This window comes from Caulobacter sp. GW821-FHT09B08 (assembly GCF_059418225.1).
Genome location: NZ_JBWKPL010000003.1, coordinates 24,733 through 40,965 on the forward strand (window position 1 = coordinate 24,733; position 16,233 = coordinate 40,965).

Genomic DNA, 16,233 nt, shown 5'->3' on the forward strand with positions numbered 1-16,233 from the left:
AGCAGGCGAGCGGACGACGCTCGCGGTCCGGGTTGGGTTCGTTGATCCAATCCGCCCGTCGCAGGCGCCGAGGCGCGGCTCCAACAGGGCCTAGCGCCGAGGGCTTGCGGATAACGGTCGCGCGGAGCGCTCTGGCTTCGTCGAAACGGTTACTTACTCAAACACTCCGGACGTCGTCCGGCGCTCCGCGTCCCTTTCCATCCGCTCACAGCCGCAGGCGTGGGATCACACCCCCTTGCCCCCACCTGACCGCTTCGCGGTCTGTCCGCCCCCGTAGGGGGCGGAGGACGAAAGCGCGCGTCCTCTTCCCCCTCCGGGGGAAGGAGCGCCGAAGGCGCGAAGGGGGCAAGTGTTCGCCGCACGGAGTCACCCATTTCAGCCCACCCCCAATCCGTCCTATCTAGAACCCCATGACCGACGTCGCCGCCCCCGATTCCAACGCCCAGGCCTATTCGGTCTCCGAGCTGGCCTTCGCCCTGAAGCGCACGCTGGAAGACCGCTACAGCTTCGTCCGGCTGCGGGGCGAACTCAGCAAGGTCACCCACCACTCCAACGGCCACGTCTATCTGACCATCAAGGACGACAAGGCCGCCATCGACGGCGTGGTCTGGAAGGGCAATGTCCGCCAGCTGCAGATCCGGCCCGAGCACGGCCTGGAAGTCATCGTCACCGGCAAGATCACCACCTATCCGGCCGGCTCGCGCTACCAGATCGTCATCGAGACCATGGAGGCCGCCGGGGTCGGCGCCCTGCTCGCGCAACTCGAACGCCTGAAGGCCAAACTTCACGCCGAGGGCCTGTTCGCCCCCGACCGCAAGCGGCCCCTGCCCTCCATGCCGGCCGTGGTCGGAGTGATCACCAGCCCGACCGGGGCGGTGATCCGCGACATCCTGCACCGCATCCGCGACCGCTGGCCGTGCCAGGTGCTGGTCTGGCCCTGCGTGGTCCAGGGCGACGCCGCCGCCGGCCAGGTCAGCGCGGCGATCCGGGGCTTCAACGCCATCCAGCCGGGCGGACCCGTGCCGCGTCCGGACATCATCATCGTCGCCCGGGGCGGCGGCTCGGTCGAGGACCTGTGGGCCTTCAACGACGAGGGCCTGGCCCGCACCGTGGCCGAGGGGACAATCCCGCTGATCTCGGCCGTCGGCCACGAGACCGACACCACCCTGATCGACTTCGTCTCCGACCGCCGCGCGCCCACTCCAACCGCCGCCGCCGAGATGGCGACGCCCGTCCTGGCCGAGCTGAAGGCCCTGGTCAGCGACTACGACCGCCGCCTCAACACCTGCGGCGGCCGGGTCATCGAGGACCGCCGCACGCGCCTCGTCGGCGCCGCGCGCGGCCTGCCCCGCCCCGCCGACCTGCTGGCCCTGGCCCAGCAGCGGCTGGACCTGGCGGTGCGCGGCCTGCCCCGCCTGGACGACCTGACCGCCCCGGCCGAGCGCCGGTTCAAGGAGGTCGCGGCGCGCCTGGACCTGGCGCTCCAGCGCAACACGGACATCCATGCCCGCGACCTGCTGAAGGTCACCGCCCGCCTGTCGCCCGAGACGCTGAACCGCCAGCGCGCCGACTGTGGCCGCCGGGTCGAGGACCTCTCCCGCCGCATGGACCTGGCCGCCCGCCGCGTCCCCGAGCGGGTGGCCCAGCACGCCCGCCTGCCGGCCCTGCAGGAGCGCCTGAACGCCGTGGCCCGCCGCCGGCTGGAACGCGAGGGCGAGCGGCTCGCCAGCCTCGACAAGCTGCGGCTGTCACTGGACCCCCAGCGCCCGCTGGAGATGGGCTTCGCCTTGGTGCGCAAGGCCGACGGGACCATCGCCCGCTCGGCCGGCGAGCTTTCCAGCGGCGAGCGCGTGAACCTGAAGTTCAAGGCCGGCGACCGCGACGCGGTGATCGACGGGGAGGGCTCGACGCCCCCGCCTTCGCCGCCTCCGGCCGCCGCGCCGCGCCCGGCGCCCAAGCCCAAGGCTCCACCGCCGTCCTCGGATCAGGGCAGCCTGTTTTGATCCCGCCCCCGAGCCCCTATCTGTTCGCCCCAGCCCATTTGGCGTAAAAGACACCCATGAACGCGTTCGATCCCAATCTCGGCAAATCCGGCGGCCCGGCCACCCTGCATTACGGCGACGGCGAGTTCGCCATCATGAGCCCCGGCCAGTACGTGCTGTGCGCCGTCACCGGGACCAAGGTGGCGCTGGAGGCCCTGCGCTACTGGAGTCCCGAGCTGCAGGAAGCCTATGCCGGTCCGGCCGAAGCCCTGAAGCGCTGGCAGGAGAGCCGGGGCTGAACCGGCGCGCCGCGCTCGCCGCTCTGATTGCCGGCGGCGCCGGAGCCTTCGCCGCATCTCGATCGTACGCCGCCGCCCCGGGCCTGAGCCTGTCGGGCCGGTTCGTGCAGGGCGGCATGGTCGTGGGCCACACCGCGCCTCGGGCCACGGTTCTGCTGAACGGCCTTCCCGCCACCCAGGCCTCGGCCGCCGGCTGGTTCGTGATCGGCTTCGACCGCGACGCCCCGCCTCCGGCCCTGATCACGGTCGAGACCGCCGACGGCTCGGCCAGCCACCAGGCGACCATCGCGCCGGGAACCTTCGACATCCAGCGCATCGACGGCCTGGCCCAGGACCAGGTCGCGCCCAGCGATCCGGCCCTGCTGGCCCGTATCGCCGCCGAGGGAAGCCGCAAGGCCGCGGGTTTCGCCAGCCGGGTGGACGGCGACTTCTTCCGCACCGGCTTCGTCTGGCCCGTCCAGGCCACGCGGCGCTCGTCCAGCTTCGGCGGCCAGCGCATCCTGAACGGCGAGCCCAAGCGGCCGCATTACGGCGTCGACCTGGCCGCCCCCGTCGGCACGCCCGTGGTGGCCCCGGCCGCAGGCGTGGTCAGCTTCGCCGAGACCGGCCTGCACTTCGAAGGCGGGCTGATCCTGATCGACCACGGCCAGGGCCTGATCACCGCCTACCTCCACCTGTCGCGCGTCGACGTGGCCGCCGGCCAGTCGGTGACCCAGGGCCAGTTGATCGGCGCCGTCGGCAAGGAGGGCCGCGCCACCGGCCCGCACCTGTGCTGGCGCATGAAGTGGCGCGACCAGAATCTGGACCCGTCCCTCATGGTGGGACTACCGGCGCCCCGCGCCTGAGGCCCGCCGGAAAATTCTCGCCTAGGGCGAGTTTTGTGGCGCGAAAGGGCCTTGCGGGGATCGACAGTCCGTTAACTGTGAAGTATCCCCAGCCCTCCCGTTTTCGTGATGGAGGTCCGTCCGCGTGTCAGCGGCGCTCGAGCAACTGCGCTTCCTGCTGGTGGACGACAACCATCACATGCGAGCGATCGTTTCGACGATCCTCAAGGGCGTGGGCGCGCGGCACGTCTACGAGGCCATGGACGGCGCCGAAGCCCTGCAGGCCCTGCGCGACCACGCCATCGACATCGCCATCGTCGACTTCAAGATGTCGCCGCTGGACGGGGTGCAGTTCACCCAGCTGGTGCGCCAGTCGCCCGACAGCACCGACCCGTTCCTGCCGATCATCATGCTGACCGGCTTCGCCGAACGTCACCGCGTGTTCGAGGCCCGCGACGCCGGGGTCACCGAGATCGTGGTCAAGCCGGTCACCGCCCGCTCGCTGCTGGACCGCATCAACACGGTGATCTTCAAGCCCCGCCCGTTCATCCGCACCGAGGACTATTTCGGCCCCTGCCGCCGGCGACGCGACGACCCGTCCTATACGGGCCCCAAACGGCGCGGCAACGAGCGCACCCTGGAGCTCTAGCGCTCCTCTTGGGCCGCCAGCGCCGCATAGACCTCGTTGGGCCAGCGGCGGTGCACCCAGAACCACTCCTCGGGGCGCTCACGGATGCGCTCTTCCATGAAGGCGTTGACCAGCTTCACGCCCGCCTCGATGTCGGCCGTGCGGTCGCCGGTGCGGGGCAGGACGATCGGATCGTGGACCACCGCCCGGAAGCGCGCCCCCTTGGTCCGCTGCACCGACATCGGCTGCAGCACCGTGCCGAAACGGATCGCCAGGCGCGAGGGCCCCGGCGCGGTGCGCACCGGATGGCCGAAGAACAGGCCTTCGACGCCGCTGTTGAACTTCTGGTCGTTCATCAGGGCCACAGACTTGCCCTGCTTCATGCCTTCCAGCAGTTCCCGCGCGCCGTCGCCACCCTTCGGCGCGAACAGCCGCACGCCATAGCGGAACCGGCTGGCCTTGATGCGCTCGTCCACATACGGATTGTTGGCCGCGCGATAGGTCATCTCGCAGACCACGCCGGAATCGACGATGGCCGCGGGCATCACCTCCCAGTTCGACAGGTGCCCCGACACGAAGACCACCGGCGTCTTCTCCGCGGCGATCTGGAACAGGCGCTCCTGGTTGACCACCTCGACCCGGCCGGTGGACGGCAGGATTTTGTCCATCAAAGGGAATTCGGCGAAGGTGCGGCCCAGGCCGTCCCACTGGGCCTGGAGCATGGCCTCGCGCCAAGCCTCGTCCTTCTCGGGGAAAGCCAGCTTGAGATTGCGGGTCGCCACCTTGTGGGCCCCGCTGAGCGGCCCGAACGTGCGGCCCAGCCAGCCGCCGAACGCCGAGGCGGCGTCCACGCCCAGCAGGCGCACCACGCCGATGAAGAGGTCGAACCCCAGCGCTTCCGCGCGCCACAACAAGTCTTGGGCCCAGGGCCGACGCTTATCCGACATGAAGTCCTATTAGCCTGCTTCGCGAATGAGTGGGACTCGGCGCGTGTATCGACTCGATCTGTTTCGCCCGGCACGCGACTTGCGGATGTCAACCCAGACCGTTCCGTTTCGGGACGGAAGACATGAAATCGGGGCGTCATTATGGGCAACGACATCGACGTTTACCTGGGCAAGCGACTGCGGCGTCGGCGCCGCCTGCTCGGCCTGACTCAACAGCAACTGGCGGGCACGGTCGGCGTGCGCTTCCAGCAGATCCAAAAGTACGAGTGCGGCGCCAATCGCATCTCGGCCGCTCGCCTCTGGCAGCTGTCCGAGGCGCTGGAGGTTCCGGTTGGCTACTTCTACGACGGCCTGTCGGACCGTGCGCTGAAGGAGACCAATGTCGAGGCCGAAGGCGGCGAGATGTTCGCCCGCAAGGAGACCCTGGACCTGGTCCGCGCCTACTACCTGCTGGGCGAGCGTCCGCGCCGTCGCCTGCTGGACCTGGCCAAGTCGCTGAACGGCGGCGAGCCGATCGAGGCGTAAACGGTTTCGCGAACGGTGGCGTCGAGTCGCGGGTCGGGCTAAAGCCTCGCCCATGACCCTCGCCGCCGACCGCCTCGCCCAGCTCGACGCCTTCGTCATCGACCTGAACCGCGCCTCGGCGGCGGCGATCCTGCCGCTGTTCCGGGCCGATCACGGGCTGGAAGACAAGAGCGCGGGCAAGAACCTGCCGCGTGACACCCACGCGGGCTTCGATCCGGTGACGGAAGCCGATCGCGGGGCCGAGGCGGCGATCCGCAAGCTGATCGCCGAGCGCTATCCCGAGCACGGGGTGATCGGCGAGGAATACGGCGAGGACCGCCCGGACGCCGAGTTCGTCTGGGTGCTGGATCCCATCGACGGCACGCGCGCCTTCATTTCCGGCCTGCCCCTGTGGACCACCCTGATCGGCCTGCGCCATCAGGGCCGCCCCGTGCTGGGCTCGATCGGACAGCCCTATGTGGGCGAGATCTTCGTCGGCTCGGCCGCCGGCTCGCGGCTGCTCTCGCGCGGCTCGGAACGCGCCATCCAGGTGCGCGAATGCCCGCGCCTGACCGACGCCGTCATCGCCACCACCGATCCGGACGCCTGTTTCGACGGGGCCGAGCGCGGTGCCTGGCTGCAGGTGCGCGCCGCCGCCAAGCTGGCCCGCCTGGGCTGCGACGCCTATGCCTACGCCATGGTCGCCATGGGCAAGATGGACATGGTTATCGAGGCTGGCCTGAAGTCCTGGGACATCGAGGCGGCCATTCCGCTAGTCGAAGGCGCCGGCGGGATCGTCACCAATTGGCGTGGCGACACCATCGGCAAGGACGGCGGCCAGATGGTCATCTCCGGCGACCGCCGCTGCCTGGACGAAGCGCTGGTGGCCCTGCGCCGCTCGGCGAAATAGTCAGCTCTTCGTCAGCAAGGGTCGTAGGGCCGTCGGGAACAGGACCTCGCCTGTCTCGAAACGCGCCAGCTCGACCCATTCGACCCAGACCGGCGTATCGTTGTCCCGGACCTGAAAGCGGCGCTCGGCGCGCACGGCGTCGTCTGAAACCCGGATCGGGAAGGCGAAGATGATCTCGTGGCCCACATGGCCGGCGTGATCGTAGAGGTTCTCGAAGATCGTCGGCGGACCGTCGATCTGGATCTCGACGCCCAGTTCCTCCTGGAATTCGCGCCTCAGGGCGACCTCGGCGGCCTCGCCGAACTCGATCCCGCCGCCCAGGGGCCGCCAGCCCTTCACCGAGCCGTCGTCATTGGGCACCTCGGCTACCAGAAGGCGGTCGCCGTCGCGCAGCAGGCCGATGGCCACGGCGCGGATCGCCTGCCTCGGCCGCCAGGCGTTCATCGCGGCGCCACCCTGTCGACCGTCGCGTCGAACTCGCGCCAGAACACCGCCCGGCGCTCGTCGGTTTCGATCAGGATCTCGTGGAAGGCATCGGCGATCTCGACGTAGCGGCCGTTCGGCATCCGCGCCGCGATCGACTTCTCGTCGGCCACCAGCACGCGGCTGTCGTCGCCCGCGCCGACGATGGTCACCGGGATGGTCACCGCCTCCACCCCCTTGGTCCGGCGCAGGAAGGCGCAGGCCGAGAACGCGAAATCGGCCCAGCCCCAGGTGATGCCCCCCAGGGTGATGTCGGGATTGGCCTTCACCTGCGCCTGGAAGCGGGCATAGCGCGCTTCGTCGTGAGTCAGGGCGTCGTCGGGGAATTTCTGGGTGAACGGGTCGCCCTTGTCGCCCAGCACATAGTCGCCCGCCAGACCCCAGCGGGCCATGATCCAGGCCAGGGCGCGGGCGGCGCGCGCCGGCTTGCCGCCGGTGTTCAGGCCCAGCATCGGGGCCGAGAGCACGGCGGCGGAGAAACGGGTCTCGCCCGTGGCCAGGACCAGGGCGGTCAGGCAGCCGCCCATCGAGTGTCCCACGGCGATCCAGGGCTTGGGCAGTCGCGTTTCGAACGCCGCCAGCAGGGCCTGGTAGTCGCCCAGGAAATCCTTGAAGCCCGCCGCGTGGCCCTTCAGCCGGTCGGGCAGCGCCCGGTGCGAGAGCCCCTGCCCCCGCCAGTCGTGGACCAGCACGACGAAGCCACGGTCCAGCAGGTCCTGCACGACCTCGAAATACTTCTCGATCGGTTCGCTGCGGCCGGGGCTGACCACGACCGAACCTCGCGGCTTGCCCTTGAAAGATGGGCCTTCGGGCGCAAAGAAAGCGGCGCGGAGGGTCGCCCCATCCGCGCCGCTGAACCATTCGGCCTTTCCATGATCGGGGACGGGCGCCTCGGGAATCGAGACCAGCGGCGCCGCATCCCCCATGGATCAGCGCATCTTCGAGAAGAGGGCCGCCATCTTCGACTGCAGGGCCATCGCCGTGCCCATGTCCGACAGCTTCAGCTTGCCGGTCATCACCGCCATGGTCGGGTCCAGCGAGCCGGCGCCGATGGCCAGCAGGTCGTCCAGCGACAGGGTCATGGTCAGGTCGGCCGGCTTGTCTTCGTTGGTCACCGAACCGCCGTCGATGTGGATGACGCCAGTTTCCTTCAGGTCGAACTTCAGGCTCTTGCCCAGGCCGCTGTCGTCGCCGACGGCGCCTTTGATACGATCGGTGATTTCCTGCAACGTGGCCATTACGCGTCTCCCTCTTTTGCGCGTGGATTCTGGGGCGGCACACTGGCCGCTGGATCGCGGCGAGTAAACACCGTTCAGACTGGGCGGCGGCTTATTTCTTCTTGTCGTAATAATCCACCGAAACGGGAACCTTGGCCAGCCTGACACGGGACGCGCCCTTGAAGTCGTCCGGCCGGAACACGACGGTTCCCGCGTTGACGGACAAGGGCTTGGAGCTTCCGTTGGGGAACAAGGCCACGCCGGACTCGGCCTTGAGGAAGGCCAGGCCGGTCATCTGCGGGGCCATCAGCGCCATGGCGCCGGCCGCCTTGCGGATGGCGCTGTTGGACTCCTCCACCGTGGCGACCAGTTCGCGGGCGTCGTACTCGGCCGCGGGCTTGAGCACCGGCTCCAGTTGCATGGCCGCGCCGAACTTGGCGTCGGCGGGAACGTCGAGGTTCACCTGGGCCTTGGCCTGAAGCTGGGCCAGCGTCGGCAGGCGCTCGAACCGCCCCTTATCGTCCATCGGCAGTGGCGTGCGCGCGCCGCCGGCCTCGACGAGCGTGGCCTTGACGCCGATCGCCGGCTTGCCGTCATGGCGCAGGCCGTAGGTGACCTTGATCCGTGCACGTTCGGCGGGCGGGACCTTCAGCATCGACTCCAGGAACGGAAACACCTTGGTCGCCGGAACGGTCTTGCCGGCGTCGGCGTAGGCGAGCGGCGCGAGGGTCAGGACCATCAGCCCCACAAGGGCGGCGCGTCGTTTCACGCGATGGCTCACTTGGGCTTCACGAACTTCAGGGTCATGCGGTCGCTCTCGCCGATGGCGTCGTACTTGGCGTGGTCGAAGCCCGCCTCGGCCGGCTCGCCGCGCGGGGCGGACAGGCGGGTGGGCGGCAAGGTCCAGACGCCGAACGGGTGGTCCTTGGTGTCCTTGGGATTGGCGTTGATCTCGCTGGCCTCGGCCAGGACGAACCCCGCCTCCTTGGCCATCTCGATCACATAGGCCTGCTGCACGTAGCCGTCGGCGGCCAGCACGTCCTGCACCCGGCCCGGCTCGCCGCGATGTTCCTCGATCCCCAGCACCCCGCCAGGCTTCAGGGCGACGAGGGCGTCGCGGAACGCCTTTTCGACCAGGCCCGCGGCCATCCAGTTGTGCAGGTTGCGCAGGAACAGCACCAGGTCCGCCGACCCGGCCGGAGCGACCGGACCACTGGTGGGGCCGAAGGCGGTGATCGTGACGTCGCCGTAGAGCTTCTTCTTGTCGGTCAGCTTGCGGACATAGGCCTCGACCGTCTCCTTGGCGCTGGGCTCGTCGGGCAAATCGGTCTGCAGGGTGGCGGCGTAGAGCTTGCCGCCTGTCGCAGCCAGGTAGGGCGCCAAAATGTCGGTGTACCAGCCCACGCCCGGCCAGAACTCGACGACGGTCTGGCCGGGCTTCAGGCCCCAGAACTCCAGGCTTTGGATCGGATGGCGCCAGGCGTCGCGGGCCTTGTCGGCGGGCGAGCGCCAGTCGCCTTCGGTCGCGGCCTTCAAGCTCATCGGCTCGGCCTTGGACTTCGGCTTGGCCTCCTTGGGCGCGTCGTCCTTGCGGCCGCAACCGACCAGGCCGGCGGAAACGCTTATGGCGCCGGCGTGCGCCAGCAGCCTCCGCCGCGACCATGGAAGTCCTGGACTCATACTCTCCCCCGACATCGCTTCAGACTTGGATCATGCACCCGACCTGGGCGAAACTGCGCCTTGGCGGGAGTTTTCAGCCGGGCTTGCGGAAGCGCAGCGTCATGCGGTCGCTTTCGCCGATGGCGTCGTACTTGGTGTGATCGAAATTCGGGTCGGCGGGCTGGCCGCTGGGCGCGCTCTGGCGAACCGGCGGCAGGGTCCAGACACCGAACGGGTGATCCTTGGTGTCCTTGGGATTGGCGTTGATCTCGGACTTGGCGTCCAGTTTGAAGCCCGCCTTCTCGGCCAGGGCCACCACCGTGGCCGTCGACAGATAGCCGTCCGCGCCCTTGTCGCTCTCGGCCTTCGGATCGGCGCGATGGTCCTCGACCGCCAGGACGCCGCCCGGCTTCAGCACGTCGAAGAAGTCCTTGAAGATCTTGTCGGCCACGCCCGGCTGGCCGGTCCAGTTGTGGACGTTGCGGGCGGTCAGGACCAGGTCGGCGGAACCCGGCGCGCCCAGCGGCGCGGCGACCGGCCCGAAATTGACGAACTGGACGTTGCCGTACTTGGCCGGGTCCATGAAGCGCATCTCGAAATTGGCGCGGGCCTTGCGGGCGCCCTCCGAGATCTTGGGATTGGCCAGGTCGGCGACGCCGACGATGTAGGTCCCGCCGGTCGCCTTGGCGTAGGGCGCCAGGATCTCGGTCCAGTAGCCGCCGCCCGGCGACACCTCGATCACCGTCTGCTTGGGCTTCAGCCCCCAGAAGATCAGGCTGTCATAGGGGTGGCGCGCGCCGTCGCGGGCCACGCTGGCCGGCGTGCGGTCGGGCGAGGCGATGGCCGCCTGCAAGGCCGCGTCGGCGGCCATGACGGGCGTCGCGCCCAGACAAAGCGCGGCGGCTGCGGCGAACACCAGGACTTGGCGGCGGGAGGTCATCGTCGGGCTCTCCAGGATTGGCCAGGGTTCGGCGCGCCGACCTTAGCGGTGGGCGAACGGCGATCAAGCGATTCACCGCCCTCCCCCTGGTTCAACCTCTTGAAGTCGAAAATCGGCTCACCACCTTGGTCTCGAAGGCGCTGGAAACCCGGGCCTTCCGGATCGCCGGCGACGCCTGAACAGGGTCGCCAAAGGTCTGAACAGATTGAACAACCTTGCTTTGAAAGAAGGATGTCACCATGCGTACGATCGACCTGTCGCCCCTGTATCGCTCGCTCGTCGGTTTCGACCGCCTGGCCGCCCAACTGGACGCCGCCGCGAAGAACGAAGCCGCCTCGGGCTATCCCCCCTACAACATCGAGCGCACCGCCGAGAACGCGTACCGCATCGAGATCGCCGTCGCCGGCTTCAAGCCGGAAGAGCTCGGCATCGAGGTGAAGGAAAACCTCCTCACCGTCACCGGTCGCAAGCCGGCCAACGACGAGGCCAAGCGCTACCTCCATCGCGGCCTGGCCGAACGCAACTTCGAGCGCCGCTTCCAGCTGGCCGACTATGTGATCGTCACCGACGCCTCGCTGTCGGACGGCCTGCTGTCGATCGCCCTGAAGCGCGAGCTGCCCGAAGCCCTCAAGCCGCGCACCATCGAGATCAAGTCGGCCTCGGCCCTGATCGAAGGCGACAAGATCGACGGCGAAAAAGCGGCTTAATCGTCCCTTCGCGCGTTATCAGGTTTCCCCTCTAGACTTTCAGGGCGGCGCGGCGACGCGTCGCCCTTTTTTACGTCCCTAGCCTGGGACGAGCTCCAGGCCCTGCACCTGGCTCAGGTCGCAGTCGCGCAGACTGGTCCGGGTCAGACGCGCCCCGGTGAAGTCCGCGCCGCGCAGGTCGGCGCCGTCCAGCATCGCCTCGCTCAGGTCGGCCGCCTGCAGAAGCGCGTAACGCAGACGCGCCGCCCGCAAGGTGGCCAGGGTCTTGCGCTCCGGCCCCAGCGGCAGGGGCGACAGGAAAGCCTGACGCAGATCGGCCTTGGTCAGATTGGCCCCCGACAGCTTGGCGCCGCGCAGATCGGCCCCGCGCAGATTGGCGGTCCGCAGGTCGGCGTTGGTCAGATTGGCGCCCTGCAGCTGGGCGCCGGACAGGTCCAGCCCGACCATGCAGGCGCCCGAGGCGCTCATCGCCGTCAGCCGCAGGCCCTTCAGGCGATCGGCCAGCGGACGCAGGTCCTCGCCGTCCAGATGGGCGGGCGCGCCCTCCTTGCCGCCGGTCTTGCACCAGGCCTGGTTGGCCAGGCAGCGCTGGTGGATCTCGTCGGCCCGGGCCACCGCGCGCTCTGTCGAGGCGGCCAGGCACCCTTGCATCGCCGCGCCGCTGGTGCGGGCGGCCGAGGTGTCGACGCCGGCCATCACCGCGCCGGTGAAGTTGGCGCCTTCCAGATTGGCGCCCTTGACGTCGGCCCCTTCCAGGATGGCGCCGCTGAGATTGGCTTCCTTGAGATTGGCCCCCGACAGCTTGGCGCCGCGCAGCGAGCAGTCGCTGAAGTCGGCCTTGAAGGCCGAGACGCCCGAGAACTGCGAGCCGTCCAGGGTGGCGCCCGAGAAGTTGGCCTCGTCGACCTCGCCGTTGCGGGTCTCGTGGCCCATGGTCTCCAGACCCTTGCGAGGGTGAGGAATGGCCACCTGGCCTTCGCGGAAATCGGCCTGGGTCAGGTCGGCCTGGGACAGGTTCGCGCCCCGCAGGCAGGCGCCGCGCAGGTCGGCGCGGACCAGGATCGCCTGGCGCAGGTCGGCCGTGCGCAGGTCGGCGCCGAACAGATTGGCCCGCTCCAACCGGGTGCGGACCATGCGACAGCCGTCCAGGATCGAGGCGGAGAAATCGGCGTCGGCCAGATTGCGGAAGGACAGGTCCAGGCCGGAAAGGTTCACGAAACGCAGCGAGGCGCGCTTGCCGCCCTGCTTGCCGGTCACGAACTTCTCGTGGGCGGTCACGATCATGTCGAGCTCGGCCTGGCTCAGCTTTCGCCGTCCCGCAATGCTCTGCACCGCCGACATGATCCTACGCCTTGCCCCGACTACCCCGATGGACCAAACCTAGACCCGATCCCCGAGCGAAGCGTTAAAACCGCGCCGTTTTGCCGCAACTATTTGACGTAAGTATCGGAAATTTCGCCGTTAGCGATACCAGAGACCTAGATCACGTCGTCCAGGCCGCGCGCCCCCATCCGGATCGCGCCGGTCAGGTTGACGTCCTTCAGCGTGGCGTTGGTGAAGTTGGCGCGCGAGAGGTCCGCGCCGCTCAGGCAGGCCTGGCGCAGGTCGGCCCGGGCCAGGTCGGCGTTGGTCAGGAGCGCGCCGGTCAGGTCGCTGGGCAGCAGGCGGTCGCGTCCGATCAGCAGCGGACCCAGCTGGGCCTCGCGCAGATCCGACCCCGCCAGCTTGGCGCCCTTGAGCCGCGCCCCGCGCAGGTCGGCGCGGCGCAGGTTGCAGGATCGCAGGTCGGCGCCTTCCAGCTGCGCGCCCTGCATCTGCACGCTTTCCATGTCCAGGCCGTAGAAGACCGCGCCCTTGGCCGACAGGGCCGTCAGGTTGAAGCCGCGGACAGACTTCAGATTGCGCAGGTCGGCCTTGTCGAACACCGACGGCTTGCCCTCGGCGCCGCCGGTCTCGCACCATTTGGCATGGTCGGCGATCATCTGCTCGTAGGGCATGTCGGCGACGTCCTTGCCCGACGCCTTGTCGGTCAGGGCCCCTTCCATGTTCGTGTCGTTGATGTTCCACGACATGGTCTTGGCGCCGACGAGGACGGCGTTGCGCAGGTCGGCCCCGACCAGATTGGCCCCCGAAAGGTCGGCCCCGGCCAGGTTCGCGCCGTTGAAATTGGCCTGCTTGAGGTTTGCGCGCACCAGCTTGGCGTCCTTGAGGATCGCGTCGCTGAAGTCGGCCTTGGTGGCGATGATGCCCGACAGGCGCGAGCGTTCCAGGTTGGCCCCGGCCAGGATCGCGCCGTGGGCGATGGCCTCGCGCTGGACCGGCTCGATGATGCGGTAGCCTTCCTTGCGGTCGGCGGCGGCGATCTGGCCTTCGCGCAGGTCGGCCTCGAACAGGTCCGCGCCGGTCAGGTTGGCGCCGCGCAGGCTGGAGCCGCGCAGGTCGGCCCGGCGCATGGAGGCGTCGGTCAGGTCCGAGCCCTGCATGTCGGCGCCGTACAGATTGGCGTTGTCGAGCTTGGCGCGGCGCAGGTCACAGCCGACCATCAGGGCGCCGGTGAAATCGGCGTCGCAGAGGTTCCGTCCGGAGACCGACAGGCCCGACAGGTCACAGAAGGCGAAAACGGCCCGCGCGCCGCCCATCCGAGCCGACCACAGACGGTCGTGCTTGGCGCAGATCACGTCCACGTCGTGTTGCGTCAGGCGTTTGTGCTCTTGGCCTGCCGCGGGAGGGGCGCTCATGGCTGCTCGGTATCGACTCCCCGAAGGGCTAGATCGTTACAATGCGCCAGGCGGCATTAACGCTGCGTTTCCAAGCAGTTCGGGACGCTCGAGCATCTGTCGCACGAGCGTCCCACCAGTCGCGTCAGCCCGCCGACGGCAGCGGCTGGGCCCGGCTTTCGTCCAAATAGCGCGCGCCGGTCGGCTTCAGGCCGGCGTCCAGGTCGATGACCAGCGGGTTGCCCGTGGGGATCTCGACATGGACGATGTCGGCGTCCGGCACGTTGAACAGGTGCTTGACGATGGCCCGCAGCGAGTTGCCGTGGGCGGCCACCAGGATGGTCTCGCCGGCCTTCAGCTTGGGAGCGATCGTCGATTCCCAGTAGGGCAGCACGCGCACCAGGGTGGTCTTCAGGCTTTCGGTGGCGGGCAGGTCCTTGCCGGCGTAGCGGCGGTCCTTGCTGAAGTCGTACTCGCCGCCCGGGGCCAGTTCCGGCGGCGGAATGTCGTACGAGCGACGCCAGATCGTGACCTGCTCCTCGCCGTGCTTCTCGGCGGTCTCGGCCTTGTTCAGGCCGGTCAGGCCGCCGTAGTGGCGCTCGTTCAGGCGCCAGTCCTTGGTCACCGGCACGAAGCTCTGGCCGGCCGCGTCCAGGGCCAGGTTGTTGGTGCGGATGGCGCGGGTCTGGACCGAGGTGAAGGCCTCGTCGATCTGGATGCCGGCGGCCTTGATCAGCTCGCCGCCCTTGCGGGCCTGGGCCTCGCCCTCGGCGGTCAGGTCCACGTCCACCCAGCCGGTGAAGCGGTTTTCGAGATTCCACTGGCTCTGGCCGTGGCGCAGCAGGACGAGAACGGGCATCGGACCTCCAGGATGTGACGCAGGGCGGGCTAAGCCCCAGGCGACGCGGCGTCAAGCGCTCCGCCCCGCTCTCGCCGCTCTCTCGTCCTTCTGGCGCCCTTCTCTCGCGAAAGGGGCGTGCTATAGGCAGGCCATGCCCGATCGCATCTTCATGCCTCTTCTGGCGCTCATCGGCCTGGCGATGATCGCGTTTTCGCTGGTCTGGCCCCAAGGCTACGGCGACCGCTCGCCCGGCCCGTGGGGCACCGTGCCGCTGCAGCAGACGCCCGAGATGCGCGCCAAGATGCAGCGCGAGAAGGACGCCGCCATCATGCACGAGCGTCAGGCCCGCCAACAGGCCGGCGTGGCGACCGCCCCATGAGCCGCTTCGACGCCGTCGCCGTCGGCCAGCGCGTGCTGAACGCCGAGGCCGAAGCCCTGGCCCAGCTGTCGGCCGGCCTGGACGATTCGTTCGTCCGCGCGGTCGAGACCCTGTTCGACGCCAAGGGCCGGGTGGTCTGCACCGGCATCGGCAAGTCCGGCCACGTGGCGCGCAAGATCGCCGCCACCCTGGCCTCGACCGGCTCGCCGGCCATGTTCGTCCACGCCGCCGAGGCCAGCCACGGGGACCTAGGCATGATCGGCCAGGGCGACGTGGTCTTGGCGCTGTCGAAGTCCGGCGAGGCGCGCGAGCTGTCCGACAGCCTGGCCTACGCCAAGCGCTTCTCGATCCCGCTGATCGCCATCACCGCCGTGGCCGACAGCCAGCTGGGCCGGGCGGCCGACATCCTGCTGCTGCTGCCCGATGCGCCCGAGGCCACCGCCGAGGTCAACGCCCCCACCACCTCCACGACCCTGCAGATGGCCCTGGGCGACGCACTGGCCGTGGCCCTGCTGGAGCGGCGCGGCTTCACCGCCAGCGACTTCCGGATCTTCCACCCGGGCGGCAAGCTGGGCGCCATGCTGCGCACGGTCGGCGACCTGATGCACGGTCAGGACGAACTGCCCCTGACCCGCGAGGCCGCCGCCATGTCGGAAGCCCTGCTGGTGATGAGCGAGAAGCGCTTCGGCGCCGTGGGCGTGGTCGCGCCCGACGGCACGCTCAGCGGCCTGATCACCGACGGCGACCTGCGTCGCCACATGGACGGGCTGATGGGCCACACGGCCGGCGAGGTCATGACCCGCGCGCCCCTGACCATCGCCCCCGGCGCCCTGGCGGCCGAGGCCCTGAAGCTGATGAACGACCGCCGTATCACGGTGCTGTTCGTGGTCGACCAGGGCCGACCGGTCGGGGTTCTGCATGTGCATGACCTGCTGCGCGCCGGAGTGATCTGACACGGCTTCGCCGCCTCACGCGGATCGCCGCTGAAGGTGTGGGAAGGATGCGAAGCGCCCGGGCCTCGCCCGGATGATTTGCAGTTTTGAATACCGTTTCGACGACGCTAGAGCGCTTCGCGCGACCGTTATCCAAAAGCCCGCGACGCTGAGCCCTGTTAGGGCCTCGCCGCCTTGAAGCCTCCGACGGGCGGAACCGGGGCGACATCCCCGATCCCGGACCGCGAGCGCATCACCGCCCGC

19 protein-coding genes are annotated in these 16,233 nt (G+C 69.2%); 9 read left to right on the forward strand and 10 right to left on the reverse strand.

The genetic code is table 11. From position 1 onward, the window contains the following. Positions 1 to 410 precede the first annotated feature (410 nt). The 4 genes from xseA to AC07OA_RS10680 all read left to right on the forward strand — a co-directional run bounded on the left by xseA (position 411) and on the right by AC07OA_RS10680 (position 3,754). A complete protein-coding gene (xseA, locus tag AC07OA_RS10665; protein WP_494663783.1) occupies positions 411 to 2,003 on the forward strand; it encodes an exodeoxyribonuclease VII large subunit in 1,593 nt (530 codons plus the stop codon). A gap of 56 nt (positions 2,004 to 2,059) precedes the next feature. Then, a complete protein-coding gene (locus AC07OA_RS10670; RefSeq protein ID WP_494663784.1) occupies positions 2,060 to 2,281 on the forward strand; it encodes a DUF2093 domain-containing protein in 222 nt (73 codons plus the stop codon). A gap of 116 nt (positions 2,282 to 2,397) precedes the next feature. Next, entirely contained in the window at positions 2,398 to 3,126 is a 729-nt protein-coding gene (locus AC07OA_RS10675; RefSeq protein ID WP_494663785.1) for a M23 family metallopeptidase, read from the forward strand. A 124-nt stretch (positions 3,127 to 3,250) separates the two neighbouring features. Further along, on the forward strand, positions 3,251 to 3,754 hold the full coding sequence (locus AC07OA_RS10680) for a response regulator (protein ID WP_494663786.1): 504 nt from the start codon (positions 3,251 to 3,253) through the stop codon (positions 3,752 to 3,754). On the opposite strand, the gene AC07OA_RS10685 is transcribed toward AC07OA_RS10680, so the two are convergent. Continuing rightward, entirely contained in the window at positions 3,751 to 4,680 is a 930-nt protein-coding gene (locus AC07OA_RS10685) for a lysophospholipid acyltransferase family protein (protein WP_494663787.1), read from the reverse strand. The two genes, AC07OA_RS10680 and AC07OA_RS10685, sit on opposite strands and share 4 nt — an antisense overlap. A gap of 141 nt (positions 4,681 to 4,821) precedes the next feature. Between AC07OA_RS10685 and AC07OA_RS10690 the strand changes: the two genes are divergently transcribed. Together AC07OA_RS10690 and hisN are read left to right on the forward strand one after the other, a co-directional pair. Then, entirely contained in the window at positions 4,822 to 5,205 is a 384-nt protein-coding gene (locus AC07OA_RS10690; RefSeq protein WP_494663788.1) for a helix-turn-helix domain-containing protein, read from the forward strand. A gap of 52 nt (positions 5,206 to 5,257) precedes the next feature. Next, a complete protein-coding gene (gene hisN, locus AC07OA_RS10695; RefSeq protein WP_494663789.1) occupies positions 5,258 to 6,094 on the forward strand; it encodes a histidinol-phosphatase in 837 nt (278 codons plus the stop codon). Here hisN and AC07OA_RS10700 read toward each other — a convergent pair whose 3' ends face one another. From AC07OA_RS10700 to AC07OA_RS10725, 6 genes are all read right to left on the reverse strand, one after another. Continuing rightward, the gene (locus AC07OA_RS10700; RefSeq protein WP_494663790.1) at positions 6,095 to 6,538 is read right to left on the reverse strand and encodes an NUDIX hydrolase; all 444 of its coding nucleotides are present in this window, start codon (positions 6,536 to 6,538) and stop codon (positions 6,095 to 6,097) included. Continuing rightward, on the reverse strand, positions 6,535 to 7,503 hold the full coding sequence (locus AC07OA_RS10705; protein WP_494663791.1) for an alpha/beta fold hydrolase: 969 nt from the start codon (positions 7,501 to 7,503) through the stop codon (positions 6,535 to 6,537). Before AC07OA_RS10705 ends, AC07OA_RS10700 begins: the two co-directional genes overlap by 4 nt. Positions 7,504 to 7,506: 3 nt before the next feature. Then, on the reverse strand, positions 7,507 to 7,815 hold the full coding sequence (locus tag AC07OA_RS10710; RefSeq protein ID WP_494663792.1) for an SCP2 sterol-binding domain-containing protein: 309 nt from the start codon (positions 7,813 to 7,815) through the stop codon (positions 7,507 to 7,509). A gap of 91 nt (positions 7,816 to 7,906) precedes the next feature. Further along, positions 7,907 to 8,563 carry a DUF2987 domain-containing protein gene (locus tag AC07OA_RS10715; RefSeq protein WP_494663793.1) on the reverse strand — a complete coding sequence of 219 codons (657 nt, stop codon included), beginning with the start codon at positions 8,561 to 8,563 and terminating at the stop codon, positions 7,907 to 7,909. 8 nt (positions 8,564 to 8,571) lie between these two features. Beyond that, positions 8,572 to 9,474 carry a class I SAM-dependent methyltransferase gene (locus tag AC07OA_RS10720; protein WP_494663794.1) on the reverse strand — a complete coding sequence of 301 codons (903 nt, stop codon included), beginning with the start codon at positions 9,472 to 9,474 and terminating at the stop codon, positions 8,572 to 8,574. A 73-nt stretch (positions 9,475 to 9,547) separates the two neighbouring features. Next, positions 9,548 to 10,393, reverse strand: coding sequence for a class I SAM-dependent methyltransferase (locus tag AC07OA_RS10725; RefSeq protein WP_494663795.1), 846 nt, complete (start codon positions 10,391 to 10,393; stop codon positions 9,548 to 9,550). 239 nt (positions 10,394 to 10,632) lie between these two features. Here AC07OA_RS10725 and AC07OA_RS10730 point away from each other — a divergent pair, with 239 nt between their 5' ends. Next, a complete protein-coding gene (locus AC07OA_RS10730) occupies positions 10,633 to 11,100 on the forward strand; it encodes an Hsp20 family protein (protein WP_494663796.1) in 468 nt (155 codons plus the stop codon). A gap of 78 nt (positions 11,101 to 11,178) precedes the next feature. Here AC07OA_RS10730 and AC07OA_RS10735 read toward each other — a convergent pair whose 3' ends face one another. From AC07OA_RS10735 to gpmA, 3 genes are all read right to left on the reverse strand, one after another. Beyond that, complete coding sequence (locus AC07OA_RS10735; RefSeq protein ID WP_494663797.1) at positions 11,179 to 12,441, reverse strand: pentapeptide repeat-containing protein; 1,263 nt, start codon at positions 12,439 to 12,441, stop codon at positions 11,179 to 11,181. Between the two features lie 137 nt (positions 12,442 to 12,578). Next, positions 12,579 to 13,838, reverse strand: a complete 1,260-nt coding sequence (locus AC07OA_RS10740) for a pentapeptide repeat-containing protein (protein ID WP_494663798.1) — start codon at positions 13,836 to 13,838, stop codon at positions 12,579 to 12,581. Between the two features lie 124 nt (positions 13,839 to 13,962). Then, positions 13,963 to 14,676, reverse strand: coding sequence for a 2,3-diphosphoglycerate-dependent phosphoglycerate mutase (gpmA, locus tag AC07OA_RS10745; RefSeq protein WP_494663799.1), 714 nt, complete (start codon positions 14,674 to 14,676; stop codon positions 13,963 to 13,965). Between the two features lie 133 nt (positions 14,677 to 14,809). On the opposite strand from gpmA, the gene AC07OA_RS10750 reads away from it, so the two are divergent. After that, the gene (locus AC07OA_RS10750; protein ID WP_494663800.1) at positions 14,810 to 15,037 is read left to right on the forward strand and encodes a hypothetical protein; all 228 of its coding nucleotides are present in this window, start codon (positions 14,810 to 14,812) and stop codon (positions 15,035 to 15,037) included. Then, positions 15,034 to 15,990: a KpsF/GutQ family sugar-phosphate isomerase gene (locus tag AC07OA_RS10755; protein ID WP_494663801.1), complete on the forward strand. Its 957-nt coding sequence runs from the start codon at positions 15,034 to 15,036 to the stop codon at positions 15,988 to 15,990. The genes AC07OA_RS10750 and AC07OA_RS10755 overlap by 4 nt, the downstream gene beginning before the upstream one ends. The last annotated feature ends 243 nt before the right edge of the window (positions 15,991 to 16,233 follow it).

What these genes read in the sequence shown, in the direction of transcription:
- xseA (WP_494663783.1), top strand. Translation starts at nt 411, where the DNA reads ATGACCGACGTCGCCGCCCCCGATTCCAACGCCCAGGCCTATTCGGTC.
- AC07OA_RS10670 (WP_494663784.1), top strand. Translation starts at nt 2,060, where the DNA reads ATGAACGCGTTCGATCCCAATCTCGGCAAATCCGGCGGCCCGGCCACC.
- AC07OA_RS10675 (WP_494663785.1), top strand. Translation starts at nt 2,398, where the DNA reads ATGGTCGTGGGCCACACCGCGCCTCGGGCCACGGTTCTGCTGAACGGC.
- AC07OA_RS10685 (WP_494663787.1), bottom strand. Translation starts at nt 4,680, where the DNA reads ATGTCGGATAAGCGTCGGCCCTGGGCCCAAGACTTGTTGTGGCGCGCG.
- AC07OA_RS10690 (WP_494663788.1), top strand. Translation starts at nt 4,822, where the DNA reads ATGGGCAACGACATCGACGTTTACCTGGGCAAGCGACTGCGGCGTCGG.
- hisN (WP_494663789.1), top strand. Translation starts at nt 5,258, where the DNA reads ATGACCCTCGCCGCCGACCGCCTCGCCCAGCTCGACGCCTTCGTCATC.
- AC07OA_RS10700 (WP_494663790.1), bottom strand. Translation starts at nt 6,538, where the DNA reads ATGAACGCCTGGCGGCCGAGGCAGGCGATCCGCGCCGTGGCCATCGGC.
- AC07OA_RS10705 (WP_494663791.1), bottom strand. Translation starts at nt 7,503, where the DNA reads ATGGGGGATGCGGCGCCGCTGGTCTCGATTCCCGAGGCGCCCGTCCCC.
- AC07OA_RS10710 (WP_494663792.1), bottom strand. Translation starts at nt 7,815, where the DNA reads ATGGCCACGTTGCAGGAAATCACCGATCGTATCAAAGGCGCCGTCGGC.
- AC07OA_RS10720 (WP_494663794.1), bottom strand. Translation starts at nt 9,474, where the DNA reads ATGAGTCCAGGACTTCCATGGTCGCGGCGGAGGCTGCTGGCGCACGCC.
- AC07OA_RS10725 (WP_494663795.1), bottom strand. Translation starts at nt 10,393, where the DNA reads ATGACCTCCCGCCGCCAAGTCCTGGTGTTCGCCGCAGCCGCCGCGCTT.
- AC07OA_RS10730 (WP_494663796.1), top strand. Translation starts at nt 10,633, where the DNA reads ATGCGTACGATCGACCTGTCGCCCCTGTATCGCTCGCTCGTCGGTTTC.
- AC07OA_RS10735 (WP_494663797.1), bottom strand. Translation starts at nt 12,441, where the DNA reads ATGTCGGCGGTGCAGAGCATTGCGGGACGGCGAAAGCTGAGCCAGGCC.
- AC07OA_RS10740 (WP_494663798.1), bottom strand. Translation starts at nt 13,838, where the DNA reads ATGAGCGCCCCTCCCGCGGCAGGCCAAGAGCACAAACGCCTGACGCAA.
- gpmA (WP_494663799.1), bottom strand. Translation starts at nt 14,676, where the DNA reads ATGCCCGTTCTCGTCCTGCTGCGCCACGGCCAGAGCCAGTGGAATCTC.
- AC07OA_RS10750 (WP_494663800.1), top strand. Translation starts at nt 14,810, where the DNA reads ATGCCCGATCGCATCTTCATGCCTCTTCTGGCGCTCATCGGCCTGGCG.
- AC07OA_RS10755 (WP_494663801.1), top strand. Translation starts at nt 15,034, where the DNA reads ATGAGCCGCTTCGACGCCGTCGCCGTCGGCCAGCGCGTGCTGAACGCC.